Origin of the sequence: Xylophilus sp. ASV27, assembly GCF_016428875.1 — a bacterium.
GTDB lineage: Bacteria > Pseudomonadota > Gammaproteobacteria > Burkholderiales > Burkholderiaceae_C > Xylophilus.
This window is the reverse complement of record NZ_JAELTO010000006.1, coordinates 1-17394: the sequence shown is the minus strand read 5'-3', so window position 1 is coordinate 17394 and position 17394 is coordinate 1. Positions and strand designations below refer to the sequence as shown.

General features: G+C 70.5%; 18 protein-coding genes and 2 pseudogenes. 13 read left to right on the top strand and 7 right to left on the bottom strand.

What is annotated here, in order from left to right; translation table 11 throughout:
- The first annotated feature begins 4 nt into the window (after positions 1 to 4).
- The 12 genes and pseudogenes from JHD63_RS02515 (at position 5) to JHD63_RS02460 (ending at position 10540) form a co-directional block, all read left to right on the top strand.
- Entirely contained in the window at positions 5 to 940 is a 936-nt protein-coding gene (locus tag JHD63_RS02515) for a glutathione S-transferase family protein (protein WP_198969083.1), read from the top strand.
- A 50-nt stretch (positions 941 to 990) separates the two neighbouring features.
- A complete protein-coding gene (locus tag JHD63_RS02510) occupies positions 991 to 1896 on the top strand; it encodes an SDR family oxidoreductase (RefSeq protein ID WP_198969082.1) in 906 nt (301 codons plus the stop codon).
- 13 nt (positions 1897 to 1909) lie between these two features.
- Positions 1910 to 2101: a hypothetical protein gene (locus JHD63_RS02505; protein ID WP_198969081.1), complete on the top strand. Its 192-nt coding sequence runs from the start codon at positions 1910 to 1912 to the stop codon at positions 2099 to 2101.
- A gap of 82 nt (positions 2102 to 2183) precedes the next feature.
- Positions 2184 to 2669 carry a sigma-70 family RNA polymerase sigma factor gene (locus JHD63_RS02500; protein WP_370590379.1) on the top strand — a complete coding sequence of 162 codons (486 nt, stop codon included), beginning with the start codon at positions 2184 to 2186 and terminating at the stop codon, positions 2667 to 2669.
- The gene (locus tag JHD63_RS02495; protein WP_198969079.1) at positions 2666 to 3658 is read left to right on the top strand and encodes a FecR domain-containing protein; all 993 of its coding nucleotides are present in this window, start codon (positions 2666 to 2668) and stop codon (positions 3656 to 3658) included. The genes JHD63_RS02500 and JHD63_RS02495 overlap by 4 nt, the downstream gene beginning before the upstream one ends.
- A 79-nt stretch (positions 3659 to 3737) precedes the next feature.
- Positions 3738 to 6206 carry a TonB-dependent siderophore receptor gene (locus tag JHD63_RS02490; RefSeq protein ID WP_198969078.1) on the top strand — a complete coding sequence of 823 codons (2469 nt, stop codon included), beginning with the start codon at positions 3738 to 3740 and terminating at the stop codon, positions 6204 to 6206.
- An 82-nt stretch (positions 6207 to 6288) separates the two neighbouring features.
- Positions 6289 to 6600 (top strand): annotated as a pseudogene (locus tag JHD63_RS23855) (sigma factor); the annotation flags it as partial.
- Between the two features lie 104 nt (positions 6601 to 6704).
- The gene (locus JHD63_RS02480) at positions 6705 to 7211 is read left to right on the top strand and encodes a TonB-dependent receptor domain-containing protein (protein WP_370590381.1); all 507 of its coding nucleotides are present in this window, start codon (positions 6705 to 6707) and stop codon (positions 7209 to 7211) included.
- 89 nt (positions 7212 to 7300) lie between these two features.
- Positions 7301 to 7597, top strand: coding sequence for a hypothetical protein (locus tag JHD63_RS02475; protein WP_198969076.1), 297 nt, complete (start codon positions 7301 to 7303; stop codon positions 7595 to 7597).
- 180 nt (positions 7598 to 7777) lie between these two features.
- Positions 7778 to 9481 (top strand): PepSY-associated TM helix domain-containing protein, encoded by a 1704-nt coding sequence (locus JHD63_RS02470; RefSeq protein ID WP_370590378.1) that lies wholly within the window; start codon positions 7778 to 7780, stop codon positions 9479 to 9481.
- Positions 9478 to 9843, top strand: a complete 366-nt coding sequence (locus JHD63_RS02465; RefSeq protein WP_198969075.1) for a DUF3325 domain-containing protein — start codon at positions 9478 to 9480, stop codon at positions 9841 to 9843. Before JHD63_RS02470 ends, JHD63_RS02465 begins: the two co-directional genes overlap by 4 nt.
- Before the next feature lie 70 nt (positions 9844 to 9913).
- Positions 9914 to 10540: a hypothetical protein gene (locus tag JHD63_RS02460; protein ID WP_198969074.1), complete on the top strand. Its 627-nt coding sequence runs from the start codon at positions 9914 to 9916 to the stop codon at positions 10538 to 10540.
- Between the two features lie 165 nt (positions 10541 to 10705).
- On the opposite strand, the gene JHD63_RS02455 is transcribed toward JHD63_RS02460, so the two are convergent.
- From JHD63_RS02455 to JHD63_RS02445, 3 genes are read right to left on the bottom strand one after another with little or no spacing between them, the layout of a single operon-like run.
- Positions 10706 to 11623 (bottom strand): pyridoxal-phosphate dependent enzyme, encoded by a 918-nt coding sequence (locus tag JHD63_RS02455; protein WP_198969130.1) that lies wholly within the window; start codon positions 11621 to 11623, stop codon positions 10706 to 10708.
- Between the two features lie 11 nt (positions 11624 to 11634).
- Complete coding sequence (gene gloA, locus JHD63_RS02450) at positions 11635 to 12018, bottom strand: lactoylglutathione lyase (RefSeq protein WP_198969073.1); 384 nt, start codon at positions 12016 to 12018, stop codon at positions 11635 to 11637.
- A gap of 40 nt (positions 12019 to 12058) precedes the next feature.
- Positions 12059 to 12610 carry a PaaI family thioesterase gene (locus JHD63_RS02445; protein WP_198969072.1) on the bottom strand — a complete coding sequence of 184 codons (552 nt, stop codon included), beginning with the start codon at positions 12608 to 12610 and terminating at the stop codon, positions 12059 to 12061.
- 56 nt (positions 12611 to 12666) lie between these two features.
- Here JHD63_RS02445 and JHD63_RS02440 point away from each other — a divergent pair, with 56 nt between their 5' ends.
- Positions 12667 to 13140, top strand: a complete 474-nt coding sequence (locus JHD63_RS02440) for a MarR family winged helix-turn-helix transcriptional regulator (protein WP_198969071.1) — start codon at positions 12667 to 12669, stop codon at positions 13138 to 13140.
- A gap of 78 nt (positions 13141 to 13218) precedes the next feature.
- Here the strand turns inward: JHD63_RS02440 and JHD63_RS02435 are convergent, their stop codons facing one another.
- The 4 genes and pseudogenes from JHD63_RS02435 to JHD63_RS02420 all read right to left on the bottom strand — a co-directional run.
- Positions 13219 to 13965, bottom strand: coding sequence for an ABC transporter ATP-binding protein (locus JHD63_RS02435; protein ID WP_198969070.1), 747 nt, complete (start codon positions 13963 to 13965; stop codon positions 13219 to 13221).
- On the bottom strand, positions 13962 to 15602 hold the full coding sequence (locus JHD63_RS02430; RefSeq protein WP_198969069.1) for an ABC transporter permease: 1641 nt from the start codon (positions 15600 to 15602) through the stop codon (positions 13962 to 13964). The genes JHD63_RS02435 and JHD63_RS02430 overlap by 4 nt, the downstream gene beginning before the upstream one ends.
- 7 nt (positions 15603 to 15609) lie before the next feature.
- A complete protein-coding gene (locus JHD63_RS02425) occupies positions 15610 to 16653 on the bottom strand; it encodes a Fe(3+) ABC transporter substrate-binding protein (RefSeq protein ID WP_198969068.1) in 1044 nt (347 codons plus the stop codon).
- 221 nt (positions 16654 to 16874) lie between these two features.
- Positions 16875 to 17394, bottom strand: a pseudogene (locus JHD63_RS02420) (hypothetical protein); the annotation flags it as partial.

Here is a 17394-nt window from a genome sequence, read left to right as displayed (position 1 = left end):
TCCCATGAACGACCTGATCCTGCACCACTACCCGATGTCGCCGTTCTCGGAGAAGGTCCGCCTGATCCTCGGCTACAAGCAGTTGGCGTGGAAGTCCGTCACCATCCCCAGCGTCATGCCCAAGCCCGACGTGCAGGCGCTCACCGGCGGCTACCGACGCACGCCCTTGCTGCAGATCGGCGCCGACATCTACTGCGACACCGCCCTGATCTGCGACGTGCTGGAGCACCGCCAGGCCAACCCCACGCTCTACCCGGCGCGCGCCAAGGGCATGGCCCGCATCCTCGCCCAGTGGGCCGACAGCACGCTGTTCTGGGCCGCCATGGCCTACAGCATCAGCCCCAAGGGAGCCGCCAGCCTGTTCGCCGGCGCGCCGCCCGAGGCGGCCAAGGCCTTCGCCAACGACCGCGGCGCGATGAGCGTGAACATGACCCGGCTGCGTCCGGCCGACGCCGCCGCGGCCTACCGCAGCTACCTGCGCCGCCTGGCCAACATGCTGGAGGAGAGCCCCTTCCTGCTGGGCGACGCGCCCTGCGTGGCGGACTTCTCGGTCTACCACGCCCTGTGGTTCACCCGCTCGCGCGTGCCGGTGATGGCCGGCATCCTCGACGCCACGCCCGGCGTGCTGGACTGGATGGACCGCATGGCGGCGATCGGCCACGGCCGTCCGCAGGACCTGGGCTCCGCCGAGGCGATCGCCATCGCCGCCGCGGCCACCCCCGTGCCGGTGGACCCGGAACCGTTCCAGGACGAGCACGGCATCGCGCTGGGCAGCCGCGTGACGGTCACGGCCGAGAGCTTCGGCCCCGAACCGACCGAAGGCGAACTCATCGCCGCCACCCGCATGCACTACACCCTGCGCCGCACCGACGAGCGCGCCGGCACGGTGCACGTGCACTTTCCGCGCATCGGCTTCGTGCTGCGCAAGGCGGAGGCCTGAATGCACGCTCTCGGGTGTTTGCCATTGTTCATGGGAAAGGACAGCAGACCATGATTCAGGATTTCAACGGCAAGACCGCCGTTCTCACCGGCGCCGGCTCGGGCTTCGGCCTCGAATGCGCGCGCATCGGCGCCCGAAGGGGCATGAACCTGGTGCTGGTCGACGTGCAGCAGGACGCGCTCGATGCGGCCGCCGCCGAGATGCAGGCCGCCGGCGCCACCGTGCTGACGCGCAAGGTCGATGTGTCCAGCGCCGCCCAGATGGAGGCGCTGGCCGCGCAGGTCCAGGAGCGCTTCGGCGCGCCGCATTTCGTCTTCAACAACGCCGGCGTGGGCGCGGGCGGCCTGGTCTGGGAGAACTCGGTCCAGGACTGGGAATGGGTGCTGGGCGTCAACCTCTGGGGCGTGGTGCACGGCGTGCGCCTGTTCACCCCGATGATGCTCGACGCCGCGCGGCAAGACCCGTCCTGGCGCGGCCACATCGTCAATACCGCCAGCATGGCCGGCCTGCTGGCGCCGCCCAACATGGGCATCTACAACGTCAGCAAGCATGCGGTGGTGAGCCTGACCGAAACGCTCTACCAGGACCTGCGGCTGGTGAGCGAGCAGGTGTCGGCCAGCCTGCTGTGCCCGTACTTCGTGCCCACCGGCATCAACCAGAGCCAGCGCAACCGGCCGGGCGCGCTGGCATCGGCCAAGCCCACCCGGAGCCAGCTGATCGGCCAGGCCATGAGCGACAAGGCGGTCGGCAGCGGCAAGATCACCGCGGCCCAGGTCGCGCAGAAGGTGTTCGACGCCGTGGCGGCCGACCAGTTCTACATCTTCAGCCACCCGCAGGCCCTCGGCCCGGTGCAGACGCGCCTGGAAGACGTGGTCCAGGCGCGCAACCCGAGCGACCCGTTCGCCCACAAGCCGGAACTGGGCGCGGAGCTGAAGGCGGCGCTGCGAGGGGTCTGACGCCTGTGCGGGGATGTGGTCGTCATACCAGGCGCCGGCCGGCATGCTGCTGTCCTTCGACCCGGCGCTGACCAGCAGCACTGTCACGGCGCTCAACGAGGTACGGGTGACGGCCCGGGCCGAGCGCAGCGCCATCAGCGAGGGCACGGTGGGCAAGGGCGAGCAGCCGCGCAACGCGACGCTGACGCTGCGCGGCAAGTTCTGATGCGCGCGGCGGCGGTGCACCCATCTATACTTGAGAATTGTTCTCAATATCAGGTCGCTGCGTGCCCGCCCCATCGCCTTGCGTGTTTCCCGACGTCGAATCCCTGTACCTCGCCCACCACGGCTGGCTGCAGCACTGGCTGCGCAAGAAGGTGGGCAATGCCTTCGACGCCGCCGACCTGGCGCAGAGCACCTTCCTGAAAGTGCTCACCGCCCGCGGGCTGGACCAGGTGCAGGAGCCGCGCGCCTACCTGACCACCGTGGCCAAGGGAGTGCTCGTCAATTGGTACAGGCGCCAGGCGCTGGAGCGGGCCTACCTGGAGGCGCTGGCCACCCTGCCCGAAGCGTTGGCGCCGTCGCCCGAGGAGCGTGCGCTGGTGCTGGAAACCCTGCACGAGATCGATGCCATGCTCGATGCGCTGCCGCCTGTCGTGCGGCGCACCTTCCTGCTGTCGCAGCTCGACGGCATGAAGTACGAGGACATTGCCAGGCACTTGCAGGTGTCGCTGACCAGCGTGAAGCGCTACATGGCCCAGGCCTTCCGCCATTGCCTGGTGGCGATGCCATGAGGGGCGCCCTGCAGGCACGCGTTCTCGACGAGGCCGCCGAATGGCTGATGCGGCTGCATGACAGCGGCGCGACCGACGCCGACCGCACCGCCTGCGAGCGCTGGCGCCAGGCGGACCCCGAGCATGCGAGGGCCTGGGAACGCGCCGAGCTGCTGATGGGCAAACTCGGCGGCCTGCCCACGGCCCTGGCCCTGCCGGCGCTGGACCGTCCGGCACGCAGCCGTGCCGGACGCCGTGCCGCCGTGGCCAGACTGGCCGCGCTGCTGGCCGTGGCACCCGCCGCCTGGATGGCCTGGCACGCAGCCGACGGGCAGGGCTGGACCGCCGGCCTGCACACCGGCACCGGCGAGCGGCGCACCGAGCGACTGGCCGACGGCAGCCTGCTGATGCTGGACACCGCCAGCGCGGTAGACATCCATTTCGATGCCGCATTGCGGCGGGTTGACCTGCGCCACGGCGCGATCTCCATTCAGACCGCACCCGATCCGGCCACGCCCCGGCGTCCCTTCGTGGTGGATACGGCGCTGGGCCGGCTGCGTGCGCTGGGCACGCGCTTCACGGTGCGGGACGACTCCGGGTCGGTCCGCCTGGCGGTGACGCAAGGCGCGGTGGAGGTCCGCCTGCACGGCGCGAGCGGGCCGCCACTGGTCGTGCCCACGGGACGGCAGACCGTGCTGTCGGCGCAGGGCGTGGCCGTGCCGCAGCCCGTGCCGCCCGAGGCCACGGCCTGGACGCAGGGCATGCTGATGGCCGACGCTATGCCTCTGGGCGACTTCTGTGCCGAGCTGGGCCGCTACCGTCCGGGCATGCTGCACTGTGCTCCCGAGGTGGCGGCATTGCGCGTATCGGGCACCTTCCCGCTGGCGGACACCGACCGCACGCTGACCATGCTGGCCTCCACCTACCCGGTCGATGTGCAGATGCGCCTGCGCGGATACTGGATCACGGTGGTGGCACGGCCGGGGCAGGGGGCGGGAAAAAATAGTTGAGCCAGGGTGATACTTTTTCGACGCTCGGCTGGCAACGGGGGTGAGACCTTCACTTTTCCGCAGTCCAAAGACCGATTCCATGGCCGCTTTCCCCGTACCGCACTCCGTTTTCCATCCCCTGGAGCATGCCGCCCGCCTGGCCTTGCTGGGCATGGCGCTTGCCGCTGGCACCGTCCATGCCGCCGATCCGGCCCCGGGCGAGGCCGCCCAGTCCTACCAGATCGCACCGGGGCCCCTGGGCCGCACGCTGTCCGGCGTGGCCATGGCGGCCAGCATCGCGCTGTCCTTCGACCCGGCGCTGACCGAGGGCCTGACCAGTCCGGCGCTCAATGGCCGGTACTCGCCGCAGCAGGCATTGCAGCGCCTGTTGGCGGGCAGCGGCCTGGCCATGGTGGCGCGCGGCGATGGCAGCTACACGCTGCGCAGGCCGCCCGCGCAGGCCGGGATGCCGGCCGGCGCGTCGGCCACGCTGAACGAAGTGCGGGTGACGGCCCGGGCCGAGCGCAGCGCCATCAGCGAGGGCACGGGCTCCTATGTGGCCCGCGCGGTTACGGTGGGCAAGGGCGAGCAGGCGGTCAAGGACATCCCGCAGTCCATCAGCGTGATCACGCGCCAGCGAATGGATGACCAGAACCTCAACACCGTCGACGACGTGCTGGCCAGCACCACCGGCATCACCATGTATGACAGTCCCATGGGCGGGCGCTACGTCTATTCGCGCGGCTTCCGGGTGGATACCTACCAGTTCGACGGCGTCAATCGCGCCTTCTACTATCCGCAGGCCGACAACTTCACCAGCAATGCCGCCACGCTGGACCGCGTGGAGGTGGTGCGCGGCGCCACGGGGCTGCTGCAGGGCGCGGGCTCGCCCAGCGCCACCATCAACATGGTGCGCAAGCGCCCGCTGGCCGAGCGGCAATTGCAGATGTCCGCCAGCGCGGGCTCATGGAACAACCTGCGCGCGGAGATCGACGCCACGGGGCCGTTGAACGAAGCCGGCACGCTGCGCGGCCGGGTGGTCGCCAGCCTCAACGGCCGCGACTACTTCTACGACGTGGCCGACAGCCGGACGGGAGTGCTCTACGGCGTGCTGGAGTACGACATCGCGCCGCAGACCCAGCTGACCCTGGGCGCCACGCATGAGCGGCTGCGCTCCACGCCGTTCTTCCAGGGCCTGCCTCGTTATGCCAGCGGCGCGGACCTGCGGCTGCCGCGCTCCACCTTCCTGGGCGCGGACTGGAACCGCTGGAACAGCGAGCAGACCTCGCTGTTTGCCGAGTTGGCGCATCACTTCAATGCCGACTGGTCGATCAAGGCCACTGCGGGCTACACCACCGAAAAGCACGATATGAAGTACGCGTTCGCCCTGGGCGCGATCCAGCCCGCGACGCTGGCCGGCAATGAAATGTATGCGGGGCTGTTCGATGTCACCACGGACAACAAGACGCTGGATGTGGCCGTGGATGGCAAATTCGATGCCTTCGGCCGCAGGCACTCGGTGAGTTTTGGCGCCAACACGGGCCACATGGTCAACCAGAGCGACTACTCGCTGATCCGCATGGGCGTGCTCAACAATGTGTTCGATCCGAACGCCGCCATCCGGGAACCCACCAGGGCCGACTTCCTGGCCAACCGCTATCGGGGCGACGACAGTGAAACCCGCCTGACCCAGTCGGGCGCCTATGGCGTGGCGCGGCTGAGCGTGACCGATGTGCTGACACTGGTCGGCGGCGCACGCATCACGCGTTTCAAGGGCAGCAGCCGCTACCGGGACACCGGCGCGGCCTACAACGATCCCTACAAGGAAAGTGGCGTCATCACGCCCTATGGCGGCCTGATCTACGCACTCAATGACCAGTGGTCGGCCTATGCAAGCTACTCCGACATCTTCCAGGCCCAGAACGCATTGACGGCGGCGGGCGCCCTGCTGCCGCCCATCAAGGGCCGCAATCTGGAGGTGGGCATGAAGGGTGAACTGCTCGATGGCCGGGTCAATGCCGCCGTGGCGCTGTTTCGCATCGACCAGAAGAACCGGGCCGAAGAGGACCTGGTGAACACATGCTCGGTGGGCAACTATTGCTATGTCTCCAGCGGCAGGGTGCGCAGCCAGGGCCTGGATGCCGAGATCAGCGGTGAGGTGGCCCGCGGCTGGCAGTTGTTTGCCGGCTATACGTTCAGCCACTTCAGGTACCTGGACAACACCTCCAATGCCGGTGTCGAGTTTGCGAGCACCTATACGCCCAGGCACATGCTGCGCGTCTGGAGCGACTACCGCCTGCCTGGCGACTGGGGCGCCTGGAGCGTGGGCGGCGGCGTCAATTTCCAGACGGCCAGTTCGCGCGCGGTGGGCGCCATCACCGATGTGCAACCGTCCTATGCCGTATGGACGGCACGCCTTGGCTACCGGATCGACCGCAATTGGTCGCTGGCGCTGAGCGTGGCCAATCTGTTCGACAAGACCTACTACCAGACCATCGGAGCACCGGCCTGGGGCAATGTCTATGGCCAGCCGCGCAACGCGACGCTGACGCTGCGCGGCAAGTTCTGATGCGCGCGGCGGCGGTGCATCCATCTATACTTGAGAATTGTTCTCAATATCAGGTCGCTGCGTGCCCGCCCCATCGCCTTGCGTGTTTCCCGACGTCGAATCCCTCTACCTCGCCCACCACGGCTGGCTGCAGCACTGGCTGCGCAAGAAGGTGGGCAATGCCTTCGACGCCGCCGACCTGGCGGTGAGCACCTTCCTGAAGGTGCTCACCGCCAGGGGGCTGGACCCGGTGCAGGAGCCGCGCGCCTAACTGACCACCGTGGCGCGCAACCTGCTCATCAACCAGGTGCGCCGCCGCGCCATCGAACAGGCCTACCTCGACGCGCTGGCCGCCATGCCCGAGCCCGTGGCGCCGCCGCCCGAGCTGCGGCTCATGCTGCTGGAACAGGTGCTGTACGGCGTCATCGACGCCGACCTGACACCCGACACGACCCTGCGCCTGGGCGCCGACTACCAGGCCAATCGGCCTACCGGCTCGACCTGGGGCGGCTTGCCCTGGTGTTCAGCGATGGCGCATCTACCGACTGGGACGTCTCGAAAACCACCGCCGCCCGGTGGACCCGCTGGTACCGCACCAACCGCACCCAGTTTGCCAACCTGGAGCACCGCTTCGACAGCGGCTGGAACCTGTCGGCCGGCCTGGCGCGCACCATTGCCACCGGCGTTGACGGCAGCGCGGTCAACAGCTGGGCGCCCCGGACCCAGTTGCATCTGTTCACCACCCATCGCCTGCCAGGCGACTGGCAGCGGCTCACGGTGGGTGGGGGCTTGCAATGGCAGAATCGCAGCTACTACCCGCTGCCCACCCGAGCGGGCGACACGCTCTACCAGCAAAACGCCTCTGGCATCGTCAACCTGATGCTGCGCTACGCCTTCAGCCCGCAACTCTCGCTGCAGGCGAACCTGAACAACCTGCTGGACAGGAAGTACTACGCCAACATCGGCGGACAGGGCCAGTTCGGTACGCCGCGCAATGCCCAGGTGGCCCTGAACTTCAGGTTCTGATGCCGGAAGTGGCCCTTTTTTCGTGCTCGTTGGTCATAGAGGGTAGGGGCGCGATATTGCGCCTTTCGCCCCATGACCGACTATGCCCTATGACCACTGTGCACTCCACCTCCCACCCGGCCCTGCGCATCCTGTCGCGCCTGGCGGCCGCCGTTCTTGGCGGCTATGCGCTGGCGGCCGCGGCTGCCGTATTCGTCGGCGCCGTGCTGCCGGCCGGCCGGGCCGATGCGGCGCTGGCCGGCATGCAGGCCAGCTTCATCGTCCACGTGGCGGCCGTGATCTGGGCCTTTTCGCCGGTGCGCCCGGCACGGGTCTGGCAGGGTCTGATCGTGCTCGCCGCCGCGCTCGCGCTGTCGGGCTGGCTGTTGCTGCGCCTGGGAGGCTGACATGAAAGCACCCCCAGGCTGCGCGCTTGGCGTCTTCGCCTTCTCCCTCAAAGGGGGCACATCCAGCGGCCCGGCAAAGCCGGTTCCGCGGATGCCCTGGCATGGCCTGCTCCGCGGCCTTTGGCGCAGCTGCCCGTTTCATGCGCCGCGGGTGGCGCGTGAGCGCCATGGATCACTCACATGACCAGTTCCCGGAACAAGGCCCGGCACAAGACCGTCATGTCTGGCAGCGGCCCGGGGCAGGGCGGCTTCCGCCAGGCGCAGGCGTGGCTGCACACCTGGTGCGGCCTGTGGTTCTCGTGGCTGCTGTTCGCGGTGTTTCTCACGGGCACCCTGGCCGTGTTCCAGGAGCCGATCTCGCACTGGATGACGCCCGAGCACCGCGCCGAGGAAGCCGCCGCTGCCGCCGCCCCGGCAGACCCGGGCGCCGGCCGCGCCCAGCGCCTGGCCTGGGCCGTGGCCTACATGGCCGAGCACCACCCCGCGGCGGCGATGTGGGAGCTGTGGCCGTCCGACGCGCAGGGCGGCGGCGATCTCACGGTGTACTGGTTCGACGAGAAGCAGCAGTACGTCTCGGCCAAGCTCGATCCGGCCACCGGCGCGCCTGTGCCCGCCGGCGCTGGCGGCCCCGCGCTGCGCGGCACGTTGGCCGGCCAGCACTTCGTCGATTTCCACTATGAACTGCACGCCGGCAGCATCGGCCTGTGGATCGTCGGCATCGCCGCCCTGGCCATGCTGGTGGCGCTGGTGTCGGGCGTCATCACGCACAAGCGCATCTTCAAGGACTTCTTCACCTTCCGGCCGGGCAAGGGGCAGCGTAGTTGGCTGGACGCGCACAACGCGGTGGCCGTGCTGACGCTGCCTTTCCAGCTGATGATCGCCTACACCGGCATCGTGATCTCCGGCATGAGCTTCATGCCCGCGGCCAAGCTGGCGCACTACGGCGCCGGCGCTGCGGCGCAGCAGCGGTTCCTCGACGACCTGGGCGGCGGCCAGCCCGCGCGCAGTGGGCGCGCGATGCCCGTGCCGGACCTGGAGGCCTTCGCCGCGCGCGGCCAGGCGCTCATGGGGCAGCCGGTGCGCGCGGTGGTGATCGACCATCCTGGCGATGCCGCCGCGCGCATCGGCGTCTACGGCTGGAACGACGATGCCGCGGCCCAGCGGCATTTGAGCCCGACGAGCGGCATGGCCTCGTTCTCGGCGGCGACGGGAGCGGTGCTGCGGGTGCGCCTGCCGGGCGACGCGGACGGCGGCACGGCGTCGCTGGCGCAGTCCGCCATGGGCGGGCTGCACATGGCGAGCTTCGGCGGCTGGGCCGTGAAGTGGCTCTACTTTCTGTGCGGGCTGGCCGGCGCCGCGATGATGGCCACGGGCGCGATCCTGTTCATGGTCAAGCGCCGCAGCAAGCACCTGGGCGAATTCGGCGGCGCCACCGCGCGCGTCTACCGGCTGATCGAGGCGCTGAACGTCGCGGCCATCGCCGGGCTGGCCCTTGCGTGCGTCGGCTATCTCTGGGCGAACCGGCTGGTGCCGCTCGGCATCGGGCAGCGCGCCGGCTGGGAGCAGCGCGTGTTCTTCGGCCTGTGGCTGCTGGCGCTGGCGCATGCCTTGTGGCGCCCGCCGGCCAAAGCCTGGCGCGAGCAGTTGGGCCTCTTCGCGGGCCTGTGCCTGCTGCTGCCGGTGCTCGACTTCCTGAGCACCGGCGACCACTTGCCCGCCCAGTGGCAGCGTGGCGACTGGGAAAGCGTCGGCGTCGCGCTGGTGTCGCTCGCCCTGGGCGTTGCGGCCGCATGCGCCGCGCGTTTTCTTTGGCGGCGCGAGAAGCGCGCCGCGCTGGCGCGCCGTTCGCCCCGCGCATTGACGGCCGCGGAGCGCTCGGCATGACGACGCTGCATGCTTGCCTGCTCGCGCTCGCGCTGGCCTTTGCCGGCATGGCCGGGCTGGGCTTTGCCATGGACCGCCACTACCAACAGCTCACGCAGGCGCATGAGGCGCCCCCCGGCCACCGGCGGCTGCTGCGCGGCGCGGGTGCCGTGCTGCTGGCCGCCGCCGTCGCGCCGTGTTGGCTCGCCTGGGGCGGCAGCGTGGGCGTGGTAGTGTGGCTGGGGTTCCTGTCGGCCGGTGCGCTCTGCGTTGCGCTGCTGCTTCCTTACCTGCCGCTCGTTGCCGCGCTGGCTGCTGCATTTGCCGGGGTGGCCGGCGTGGGCGGCATGGCGATGTGGCTGGCGCCGCATGCCCTTTCCTGAGCCATGCCGGATGGCCGCTCTGAAGATCCCTTCCATTGATAGTCCAGAGGTTTCCTTGTCCGCCAAGCCCATGTCCCCGCTCCGCCGCCTTCTGTCCCCGTCGTTCGCCCTCGCGGCCCTGTCGCTGGCCTGCGCCGCCCATGCCGACTACGTCTGGCTCGAGCGCGATGCCGGCGGCGTTGCCAGCGCCTATGTGGGTGAACTGGGCAAGACGCCGCAGGCGGCCTCCAGCGTGGCCGCGCCGCGCGCCTTCCTGGCCGATGGCAAGGATCTGCCGCTGACGCTCGAGCCCGCGCGCATGCGGATCCCCGCCGCCGCTGCGGGCGACCTGCGCCTGGTCGCCAGCCGCGTCACCGACAAGGGCGTGCTGCACTACTACCAGGCCCGCTCCGGCCGCGCCGAGACCAGGGCGCTCAACGACCTGGAGCTGGTGCCCACCGAGCCCGGGGGCAACACCTTCCGCCTGGTGTGGAAGGGCGGCATCGTCGCCGCCACGCAGGTCAACGTGGAGACTTCGGCCGGCTGGCGGCGAGTGCTGGCGCCGGCCCAGGACGGCAGCGTCCACCTCGACACGCCGTTCCCCGGCCTCTACGTGCTGGAGGTGACGGCCAAGGTCAACGGCGCGGTCACGGTCGGAGGCAAGAGGTACGAGGACGTGCGCCACACCGCCACGCTGAGCTTCGAGGTCAGGCCCTGATGCGCGCGCGCACCGGAATTTCAAGCAGAATCGGCTTGTAGCCCAGGTAGGGCCTGGATTTATGGCTATTAAATAGATAGCATCAATGACCCTGGCAGCGCCCGCCGCACGCTCCGGGCCGAGCTGCGCGACGCGCTGCGGGCGGCCTGGCGGGCGATGGAGGACTCAGCCCTGCTTCAGCCAGAGCCGAATCTGATCGATCGTCGCGGTGGCGCCGCCGCAGACCACCACCAGCAGGCTGTCGAAACGCTCCAGCTCGGGCGCGCGCTCATAGACCGCGGCCAGGCTGGCACCGCAGGCCGGCTCCACCAGCAGGCGATGGTCTGCCAGAAAGCGCTCGCAGGCGCCGAGCGCGCTGCGGTCTGACACCCGCAGGCTCTGCACCGGGCGCTCCTGCGTCCACTGCAGCGCCCGCTCGCAGACGCGCTTGGCTCCGAGCGAGGTGGCGATGCTGCTCAGGCGCTCCAGCTCGACCGTGCGCCCGGCCACCATCGCGGCATGCAGCGACGCGGCTCCGTCGGTCTCCACCGCCAGGATCGGGACGCCGGCGCCGCCATTGCGCTGCAGGCCTTCGGCCACGCCCGACAGCAGGCCGCCGCCGCCGACCGACAGCACCACGGCGCCCGGCTGCAGGCCGGCGCCGAAGATCTCATCGACCATCGACGCATGGCCTTGCCACAGCAGCGGATCATCGAAAGGGTGGATGAAGGCGTCGGTCGCGCTGACCAGGGACTGCGCCAGCGCATTGGCCTCCTGCCACGAGGCGCCGTGGACGATGACCTCGGCCTCTTCCTGGCGCAGCAGGGCCTGCGCGGTGCCGGAGGTGGTCTCGGGCACCACCACGGTCACCGGGACGGACAGCCGGCGCCCGGCGTAGGCCACGGCCAGCCCGGCGTTGCCGCCGGAGGACGAGACGAAGCGCCGCGCACCGCGCTGCCGGTAGGTGTCGCAGGCCAGACCGACGCCGCGGATCTTGAAGGAGCCGGGCGGCTGCAGCGCCTCCAGCTTGAGCCAGACCGGGCGGCCGGCGGCCAGGCTCAGCGGGCACGACTCGACCAGGGGCGTGCTGATGTGCAGGGGCATGGCGCGCGGGTTCACGTGCGCTCGATCAGTTCGATCTGATAGCCGTCCGGGTCGCGCACGAAGGCGATCACGGTGGTGCCGCCCTTCACCGGGCCGGCCTCGCGCGTGACCACGCCGCCGGCGGCCTTGATTCTTTCGCAGGCCGCGGCCACGTCGGGCACGCCCAGGGCGATGTGGCCGTAGCCCTTGCCCAGGTCGTAGGAGTCGATGCCGTAGTTGTAGGTCAGCTCGATCTCGGCATGCTCCGGGTTGCTGCCGTAGCCGACGAAGGCCAGCGAATACTTCTGTTCGGGCCGGTCGGTGGTGCGCAGCAGCTGCATGCCCATCACCTCGGTGTAGAACGCGATGGAGCGCCGCAGGTCGCCGACGCGCAGCATGGTGTGGAGGAGTCGCATGGGGGCTTCTTTGATGGAGGCAGAAGCCCTTGATTGTGGCCTACCGGGTCGGCAGATCGAACACCAGGCAGGTGGTGCTCGCATGCGCGTACAGCGTGCCGTCCGGCCCGGTGAGCCGGGCCTCGGCCGTGGCCAGTTGGCGGCCGCAGTGGATCACCTTGCCCTCGGCGCGCACCCGCTGCACCTTGGGCGTGATGGCCTTGACCATGTTGATGCCCAGTTCGGCCGTGGTGTAGGCGCGGCCGGCCGGCAGCCGGGTCTGGACGGCGCAGCCCAGCGCCGAATCCAGCAGCGTGGCGAACCAGCCGCCGTGCACCGTGCCCATCGGGTTCAGGTGCCCGGGCCGCGGCGTGCCCTGGAACAGCGCGCGGCCTTCGTCCACCTCCAGCACCAGGAAGTCCAGCGTGCTGGCGATGGCCGCGTAGGGCAGTTCGCCGCGCAGCATGGCCTGCATCTGCTGCAGGCCGCTCAGGCCGGCGATCTGCTCCGGCCGGGCCACGCCGGGGCCGGGTCCGGCGTCCAGGCGCTGACGGGCGGCGGTTTCTTCTGCCAGCCAATCGGCCAGGGTGGCGGCGGGGTCGCGATTGCTCATGCGGGAGGTCTCCATGGGGTGTTGTAGCTGCAACGATTGTAGCTACAATTGTCCGCATGAAAACCGCCAGCCCCGCCGACAAGCCCCGCGGGTGCACCAACCTCAAGCTGCGCCAGCTCACCCGCCGCGTCACCCAGCACTACGACGCGGAGGTGGGCAAGACCGGGCTCAAGACCACCCAGTACTCGCTGCTGTGCCACGTGCTGCGCTTCGGGCCGCTGCGCTCGGTGGAACTGGCCGCGCTGATGCAGATGACGGCTTCCACCCTCAGCCGCAACCTGCAGGTGCTGGTGGCAGAAGGCCTGCTGGTGCTGGAGGCGGGGCCCGACGCGCGCAGCCGGCTGGTATGCATCACCGAGGCCGGCCGCGCCAGGCAGCGCGAGGCCCAGCGGCACTGGAAGGCGGCGCAGTTGTCCCTCAACGCCCTGCTGGGCGAGCAGCGCGTGGCGGCCCTGCATGCGGTGCTGGACGAGGCACTGGCCGCGATGGCCGAGCCCGCTGGCGACGAGGGCGCTGCCGACGGCGACTGAACGACGATGTGTCCCCCGGAATTCGCCGCGCGCCATTTGCTATTTTTATGATAGCTAAAAGCCTAGATAGATTCTTGGCTACAGCCGTATTTCCTTCTGATTTTCGTCCGGATGAGCGCTGCGCTCCCGCGCCGGGGCTGCGGCCGGCGCGCGGGTGACCCAGTTCTGCAGCGCGCCGCCCTGCATGCGGCCGATGGCATCGGCCATGGTGGCGGCTTCCGCTTCGTTGTGGGTGACCAGCAGGGCGGTCTGGCCGGCGGCGCGCAGGATGTCGCGCACCTCGCGGGTCAGCCGCTCGCGGGTGGGGCCGTCCAGGTTGGAGAAGGGCTCGTCCAGCAGCAGCAGCCCAGGCGCGGGCGCCAGCGCGCGGGCCAGCGCGATGCGCTGCTGCTGGCCGCCGGACAGTTCATGCGGGTGGCGCGCCGCCGCATCGGCCAGGCCGACCAGCGCCAGCATCTCGGCCACGCGCGCCTGCCGCAGCGCGCGCGGCTGGCGGCGCAGGCCGAAGCCCACGTTCTGCGCCGCGCTCAGGTGCGGGAACAGCGCATATTCCTGGAACATCATGCCCACGCGGCGGCGTTCGGGCGGTACCTGCTGCCCGGGCGAGGACAGCACTGTTTCGCCGAGCAGGATGCGCCCCGCGCGTACCGGCTCGAAGCCGGCGATGGCGCGCAGCGCCGTGGTCTTGCCGCAGCCCGAGGGGCCGAGCAGGCAGCCGATGTGGCCGGCCTGCAGTTGCAGCGAGAGGTCCCGCACCACGGTGTGCAGGCCGTTCCGGCCCGGATAGGCCAGTTGGATGGCGTCGAGTCGCAGCGTGGTGCTCATGGAATCAGGGCATCTTCCGTGGGGCCGCCCAACTGCGTGCGCGCCAGCAGCACCACCGGCAGCAGCCCGGCCAGCACGATGGCCAGCGCGGCGACCGCACCTTCCTCGTAGGTGCCGCGCGCGGCCTCGGCATAGAGCCAGGTGGCCAGGGTGTCGAAATTGGCCGGCCGCAGCAGCAGGGTGGCCGGTAGCTCCTTCATGGCGTCGACGAAGACCAGCAGCGCGCTGGCGGTGAGCGCCGGCGTGAGCAGCGGCAGGTGCACGCGGCGCAGCGTGCCGGTAGCGGTTTCGCCGAGCAGGCGGGCGGCCTGCTCCAGCGCAGGCGGAATGCGCGCCAGGCCGGCCTCGATGCCGCCCACCGGCATCGCCAGGAAGCGCATGGCGCAGGCCGCAGCCAGGATGGCGCCCGCGCCCATCAGCGGCAGGTCCGGGCGGCCGAGCAGCCGTCCCAGCGCGGCGTCCACCGCCAGCGCCGGCGTCAGCAGGCCAATGGCCAGCACGGTGCCGGGCAGGGCATAGCCCAGCGTCGCGGCGCGCGCCTGCCAGCGCGCCTGGGGCGGCCCGCTGCCGGTACGGCGCGTGGCCCAGGCCACCACCAGGCCGGCCGCCAGCGCCAGCGCGGTGGCGCCCCCGGCCAGCAGCAGGGTGTTGAGCAGGCTGTCGAGCAGCCCGGCCGACACGCCGCCTTGGCGCAGCCGCTTCCAGGTTTCGGCCAGCAGGTAGAGAGCCGGCGCGCCAAAGCCCAGCAGCACCGGCAGCGCGGCCGCTGCGGTGGCCAGCCAGGCCTGGGCGCCGCGCAGCCGGCGCGGCTGCACCGGGCGCATGCGCTGGGTCGAGCCGAAGCGCTGGTGCCGGCGGCCATGCCGCTCCAGCAGCACCAGCAGCAGCACCGCAGCCAGCATGGCGCAGGCGATCTGCGCGGCGCCGGCCAGGTCAGAGCGCGTGATCCAGGTGGTGTAGACCGACACCGTGAGCGTGTTCACGCCCAGGAACTCGGAGGCGCCGATGTCGTTGAGCGTCTCCAGCAGCGCCAGGCTCAGGCCCACGGCCAGCGCCGGGCGGGCCTGCGGCAGCACCACGCGAAAAAAGCTGCCCAGCCGGGTTTCGCCCAGCGTGCGCGCGGCCTCCAGCAGATGCGCCGGCTGCGTCATGAACATGGCGCGCGCCGTCAGGTAGACGTAGGGGTAGAGCACCAGGCCCAGCACCAGGATCGCTCCGCCCATGGAGCGCAGATCGGGCAGGCGGAACTGGCGCGGGCTGTCATAGCCCAGCAGCCAGCGCAGCGCGCCCTGCACCGGGCCGATCGGGTGCAGCAGATCCAGATAGGCAAAGGCGACGATGTAGGTCGGCATGGCCAGCGGCAGCAGCAGCGCCCAGTGCAGCACCCGGCGCCCGGGAAAGTCGCAGGCCGTCACCAGCCACGCGCAGCCGGTGCCGATCACCAGCACCAGCACGCCCACGCCGGCCAGCAGCAGGGCGGTGTTGCGCGCGGCGTCCGGCAGCACGTGGGTGGCCAGATGCACCCAGTGCGAGAAATCGGCGCCCAGCGCCAGCCAGGCCAGCGACGCCACGGGCGCCAGCACTCCCAGCGCGATCAGCACCGACGCGCCGCGCCACAGCGGCCCGACCGGAGGCATCAATGGATCACTTGTCCAGTCCCACCTTGTCGATCAGCGTGCTGGCCTGCTGGCGGTAGCGGGCGATCTCGGTGAGCGGCAGCGGGTCGACCTGCAGCGGGCCGATGCTCTGGGCAATGACCGGGTCCAGCGCCACGCCCTTGCGCACCGGGTACTCGTAGTTGGCCTGCGCATAGAGCGCCTGGGCCGGCTCGGACACCAGGAATTCCAGCAGCTTCACCGCGTTGGCCCTGTGCGGCGCGTGCCTGGCCACCGAGGCCCCGCTGATGTTGACGTGCGTGCCGCTGCCTTTGTCGGCGAAGGTGGGCTTGACCACGCGGATGCCGTCGCCCCACTTGCGCGCGTCGGTGCCTTCCTTGGAGGCCTTCATGTGGCCCACATAGTAGGAGTTGGCCAGGCCCACGTCGCAGATGCCGCCCAGGATGTCGCGCGCCACGTCGCGGTCGCCGCCGGTGGCCTTGCGCGCCAGGTTGGCCTTGAGGCCTTGCAGCCATTGCTCCGTCTTGGCCGGCCCGTCGTGGGCGATCATGGCCGATACCAGGGCCGTGTTGTAGGGATGCTGGCCGGCGCGGGTGCAGACCTTGCCCTTCCACTGCGGGGAGGCCAGGTCCTCGTAGCGCAACGACGTCAGCTTCAGATCCTTGGCCGCATACACCACCCGTGCGCGCAGCGACAGCGCAAACCATTCGCCCTGCGCGCCGCGCAGGTTGGCGGGAATGGCCGACTGCAGCGCGGCGGACTGCACGCTCTGCGTGACGCCGCCTTCCACCAGATCGATCAGATGGCCCACGTCCACCGTCATCAGCAGGTCGGCAGGCGAGCGTTCGCCCTCGGCCCGCACCCGCTCCAGCAGCCCGTCCTTCACGAAGACGGTGTTCACCTTGATGCCGCTCTGCGCCGAGAAGGCCGAGAGCAGGGGGGCGACCAGGGCCGGCTCGCGCGTGGTGTAGAGCGTGACTTCTTCCGCCGCCCGGGCGGGGAGGGCGGCGACGAGCAGCGACGCGGCGAAAGCGAGCGCAAGGGCGCGCTGCGGCCGGTGGATTCGGGTCATGGCATTCCTTGGAAACAAGCAGAGAACGGGTGCGTGGAGTTCCGCCCGTTCGATCTTGGTGTTGTAGGGAATGCCGGGTGGATGCGAACGATTATCAGCGCAGCTCGCGTTCTCCATGCGAATAACGTACCGGCCGAGGGGTGTATTCGCCCAGCAATGGAAAAGGGCGCCGCGGCGCCCCTTTTCCTTTGATGCGGCACGGTGGCCGCATTCCGCCTGGATCAGCGTCCGTAGGAACGGTTGCCGCCGCCGCTGCGGCCATAGCCGCCGCCGCCCGAGCGGTTGCCGCCGCCGCCACCGCCGCCGCGGCGTCCACGGCCCAGCATGCTGTCCACGCTGGTACGCAGGGGATCGGGCTGGCCCGCCGCGCCGCCGACCGACTCGGCCCGGCGATGGGCCACCACGTCGGCATGCGAGGGGCTCGGCGCATTGCCATGGTGGCGCGGCTGGCGCTCTTCGCGCGGAAACTGCGCGCCGTCGCCATTGCCCGGGTGGGCGGGGCGCGGCCCATTGCCGCGGGCGCCGCGGCCCTGGCCGTTGCCGCCGCCATTGCCGCCCTGGCCCTGTCTCTTATACACATCTGACGCTGCCGACGAAGAGAACCTAGTGTAGATGTCGGGGGGGGGGGGGTGCTGGAAAGGGGGGGGGGGGGGGGGGGGGGGGGGGGGGGGGGGGGGGGGGGGGGGGGGGGGGGGGGGGGGGGGGGGGGGGGGGGGGGGGGGGGGGGGGGGGGGGGGGGGG

Excerpts from the sequence above, each read along its gene's own strand:
- JHD63_RS02440 (WP_198969071.1), top strand. The coding sequence starts at position 12,667 with ATGAAAACCGCCAGCCCCGCCGACAAGCCCCGCGGGTGCACCAACCTC.
- JHD63_RS02425 (WP_198969068.1), bottom strand. The coding sequence starts at position 16,653 with ATGACCCGAATCCACCGGCCGCAGCGCGCCCTTGCGCTCGCTTTCGCC.
- JHD63_RS02455 (WP_198969130.1), bottom strand. The coding sequence starts at position 11,623 with ATGCCCCTGCACATCAGCACGCCCCTGGTCGAGTCGTGCCCGCTGAGC.
- JHD63_RS02430 (WP_198969069.1), bottom strand. The coding sequence starts at position 15,602 with ATGCCTCCGGTCGGGCCGCTGTGGCGCGGCGCGTCGGTGCTGATCGCG.
- JHD63_RS02470 (WP_370590378.1), top strand. The coding sequence starts at position 7,778 with ATGACCAGTTCCCGGAACAAGGCCCGGCACAAGACCGTCATGTCTGGC.
- JHD63_RS02495 (WP_198969079.1), top strand. The coding sequence starts at position 2,666 with ATGAGGGGCGCCCTGCAGGCACGCGTTCTCGACGAGGCCGCCGAATGG.
- JHD63_RS02515 (WP_198969083.1), top strand. The coding sequence starts at position 5 with ATGAACGACCTGATCCTGCACCACTACCCGATGTCGCCGTTCTCGGAG.
- JHD63_RS02435 (WP_198969070.1), bottom strand. The coding sequence starts at position 13,965 with ATGAGCACCACGCTGCGACTCGACGCCATCCAACTGGCCTATCCGGGC.
- JHD63_RS02465 (WP_198969075.1), top strand. The coding sequence starts at position 9,478 with ATGACGACGCTGCATGCTTGCCTGCTCGCGCTCGCGCTGGCCTTTGCC.
- JHD63_RS02490 (WP_198969078.1), top strand. The coding sequence starts at position 3,738 with ATGGCCGCTTTCCCCGTACCGCACTCCGTTTTCCATCCCCTGGAGCAT.
- JHD63_RS02510 (WP_198969082.1), top strand. The coding sequence starts at position 991 with ATGATTCAGGATTTCAACGGCAAGACCGCCGTTCTCACCGGCGCCGGC.
- JHD63_RS02505 (WP_198969081.1), top strand. The coding sequence starts at position 1,910 with ATGTGGTCGTCATACCAGGCGCCGGCCGGCATGCTGCTGTCCTTCGAC.
- JHD63_RS02475 (WP_198969076.1), top strand. The coding sequence starts at position 7,301 with ATGACCACTGTGCACTCCACCTCCCACCCGGCCCTGCGCATCCTGTCG.
- JHD63_RS02445 (WP_198969072.1), bottom strand. The coding sequence starts at position 12,610 with ATGAGCAATCGCGACCCCGCCGCCACCCTGGCCGATTGGCTGGCAGAA.
- gloA (WP_198969073.1), bottom strand. The coding sequence starts at position 12,018 with ATGCGACTCCTCCACACCATGCTGCGCGTCGGCGACCTGCGGCGCTCC.
- JHD63_RS02460 (WP_198969074.1), top strand. The coding sequence starts at position 9,914 with ATGTCCCCGCTCCGCCGCCTTCTGTCCCCGTCGTTCGCCCTCGCGGCC.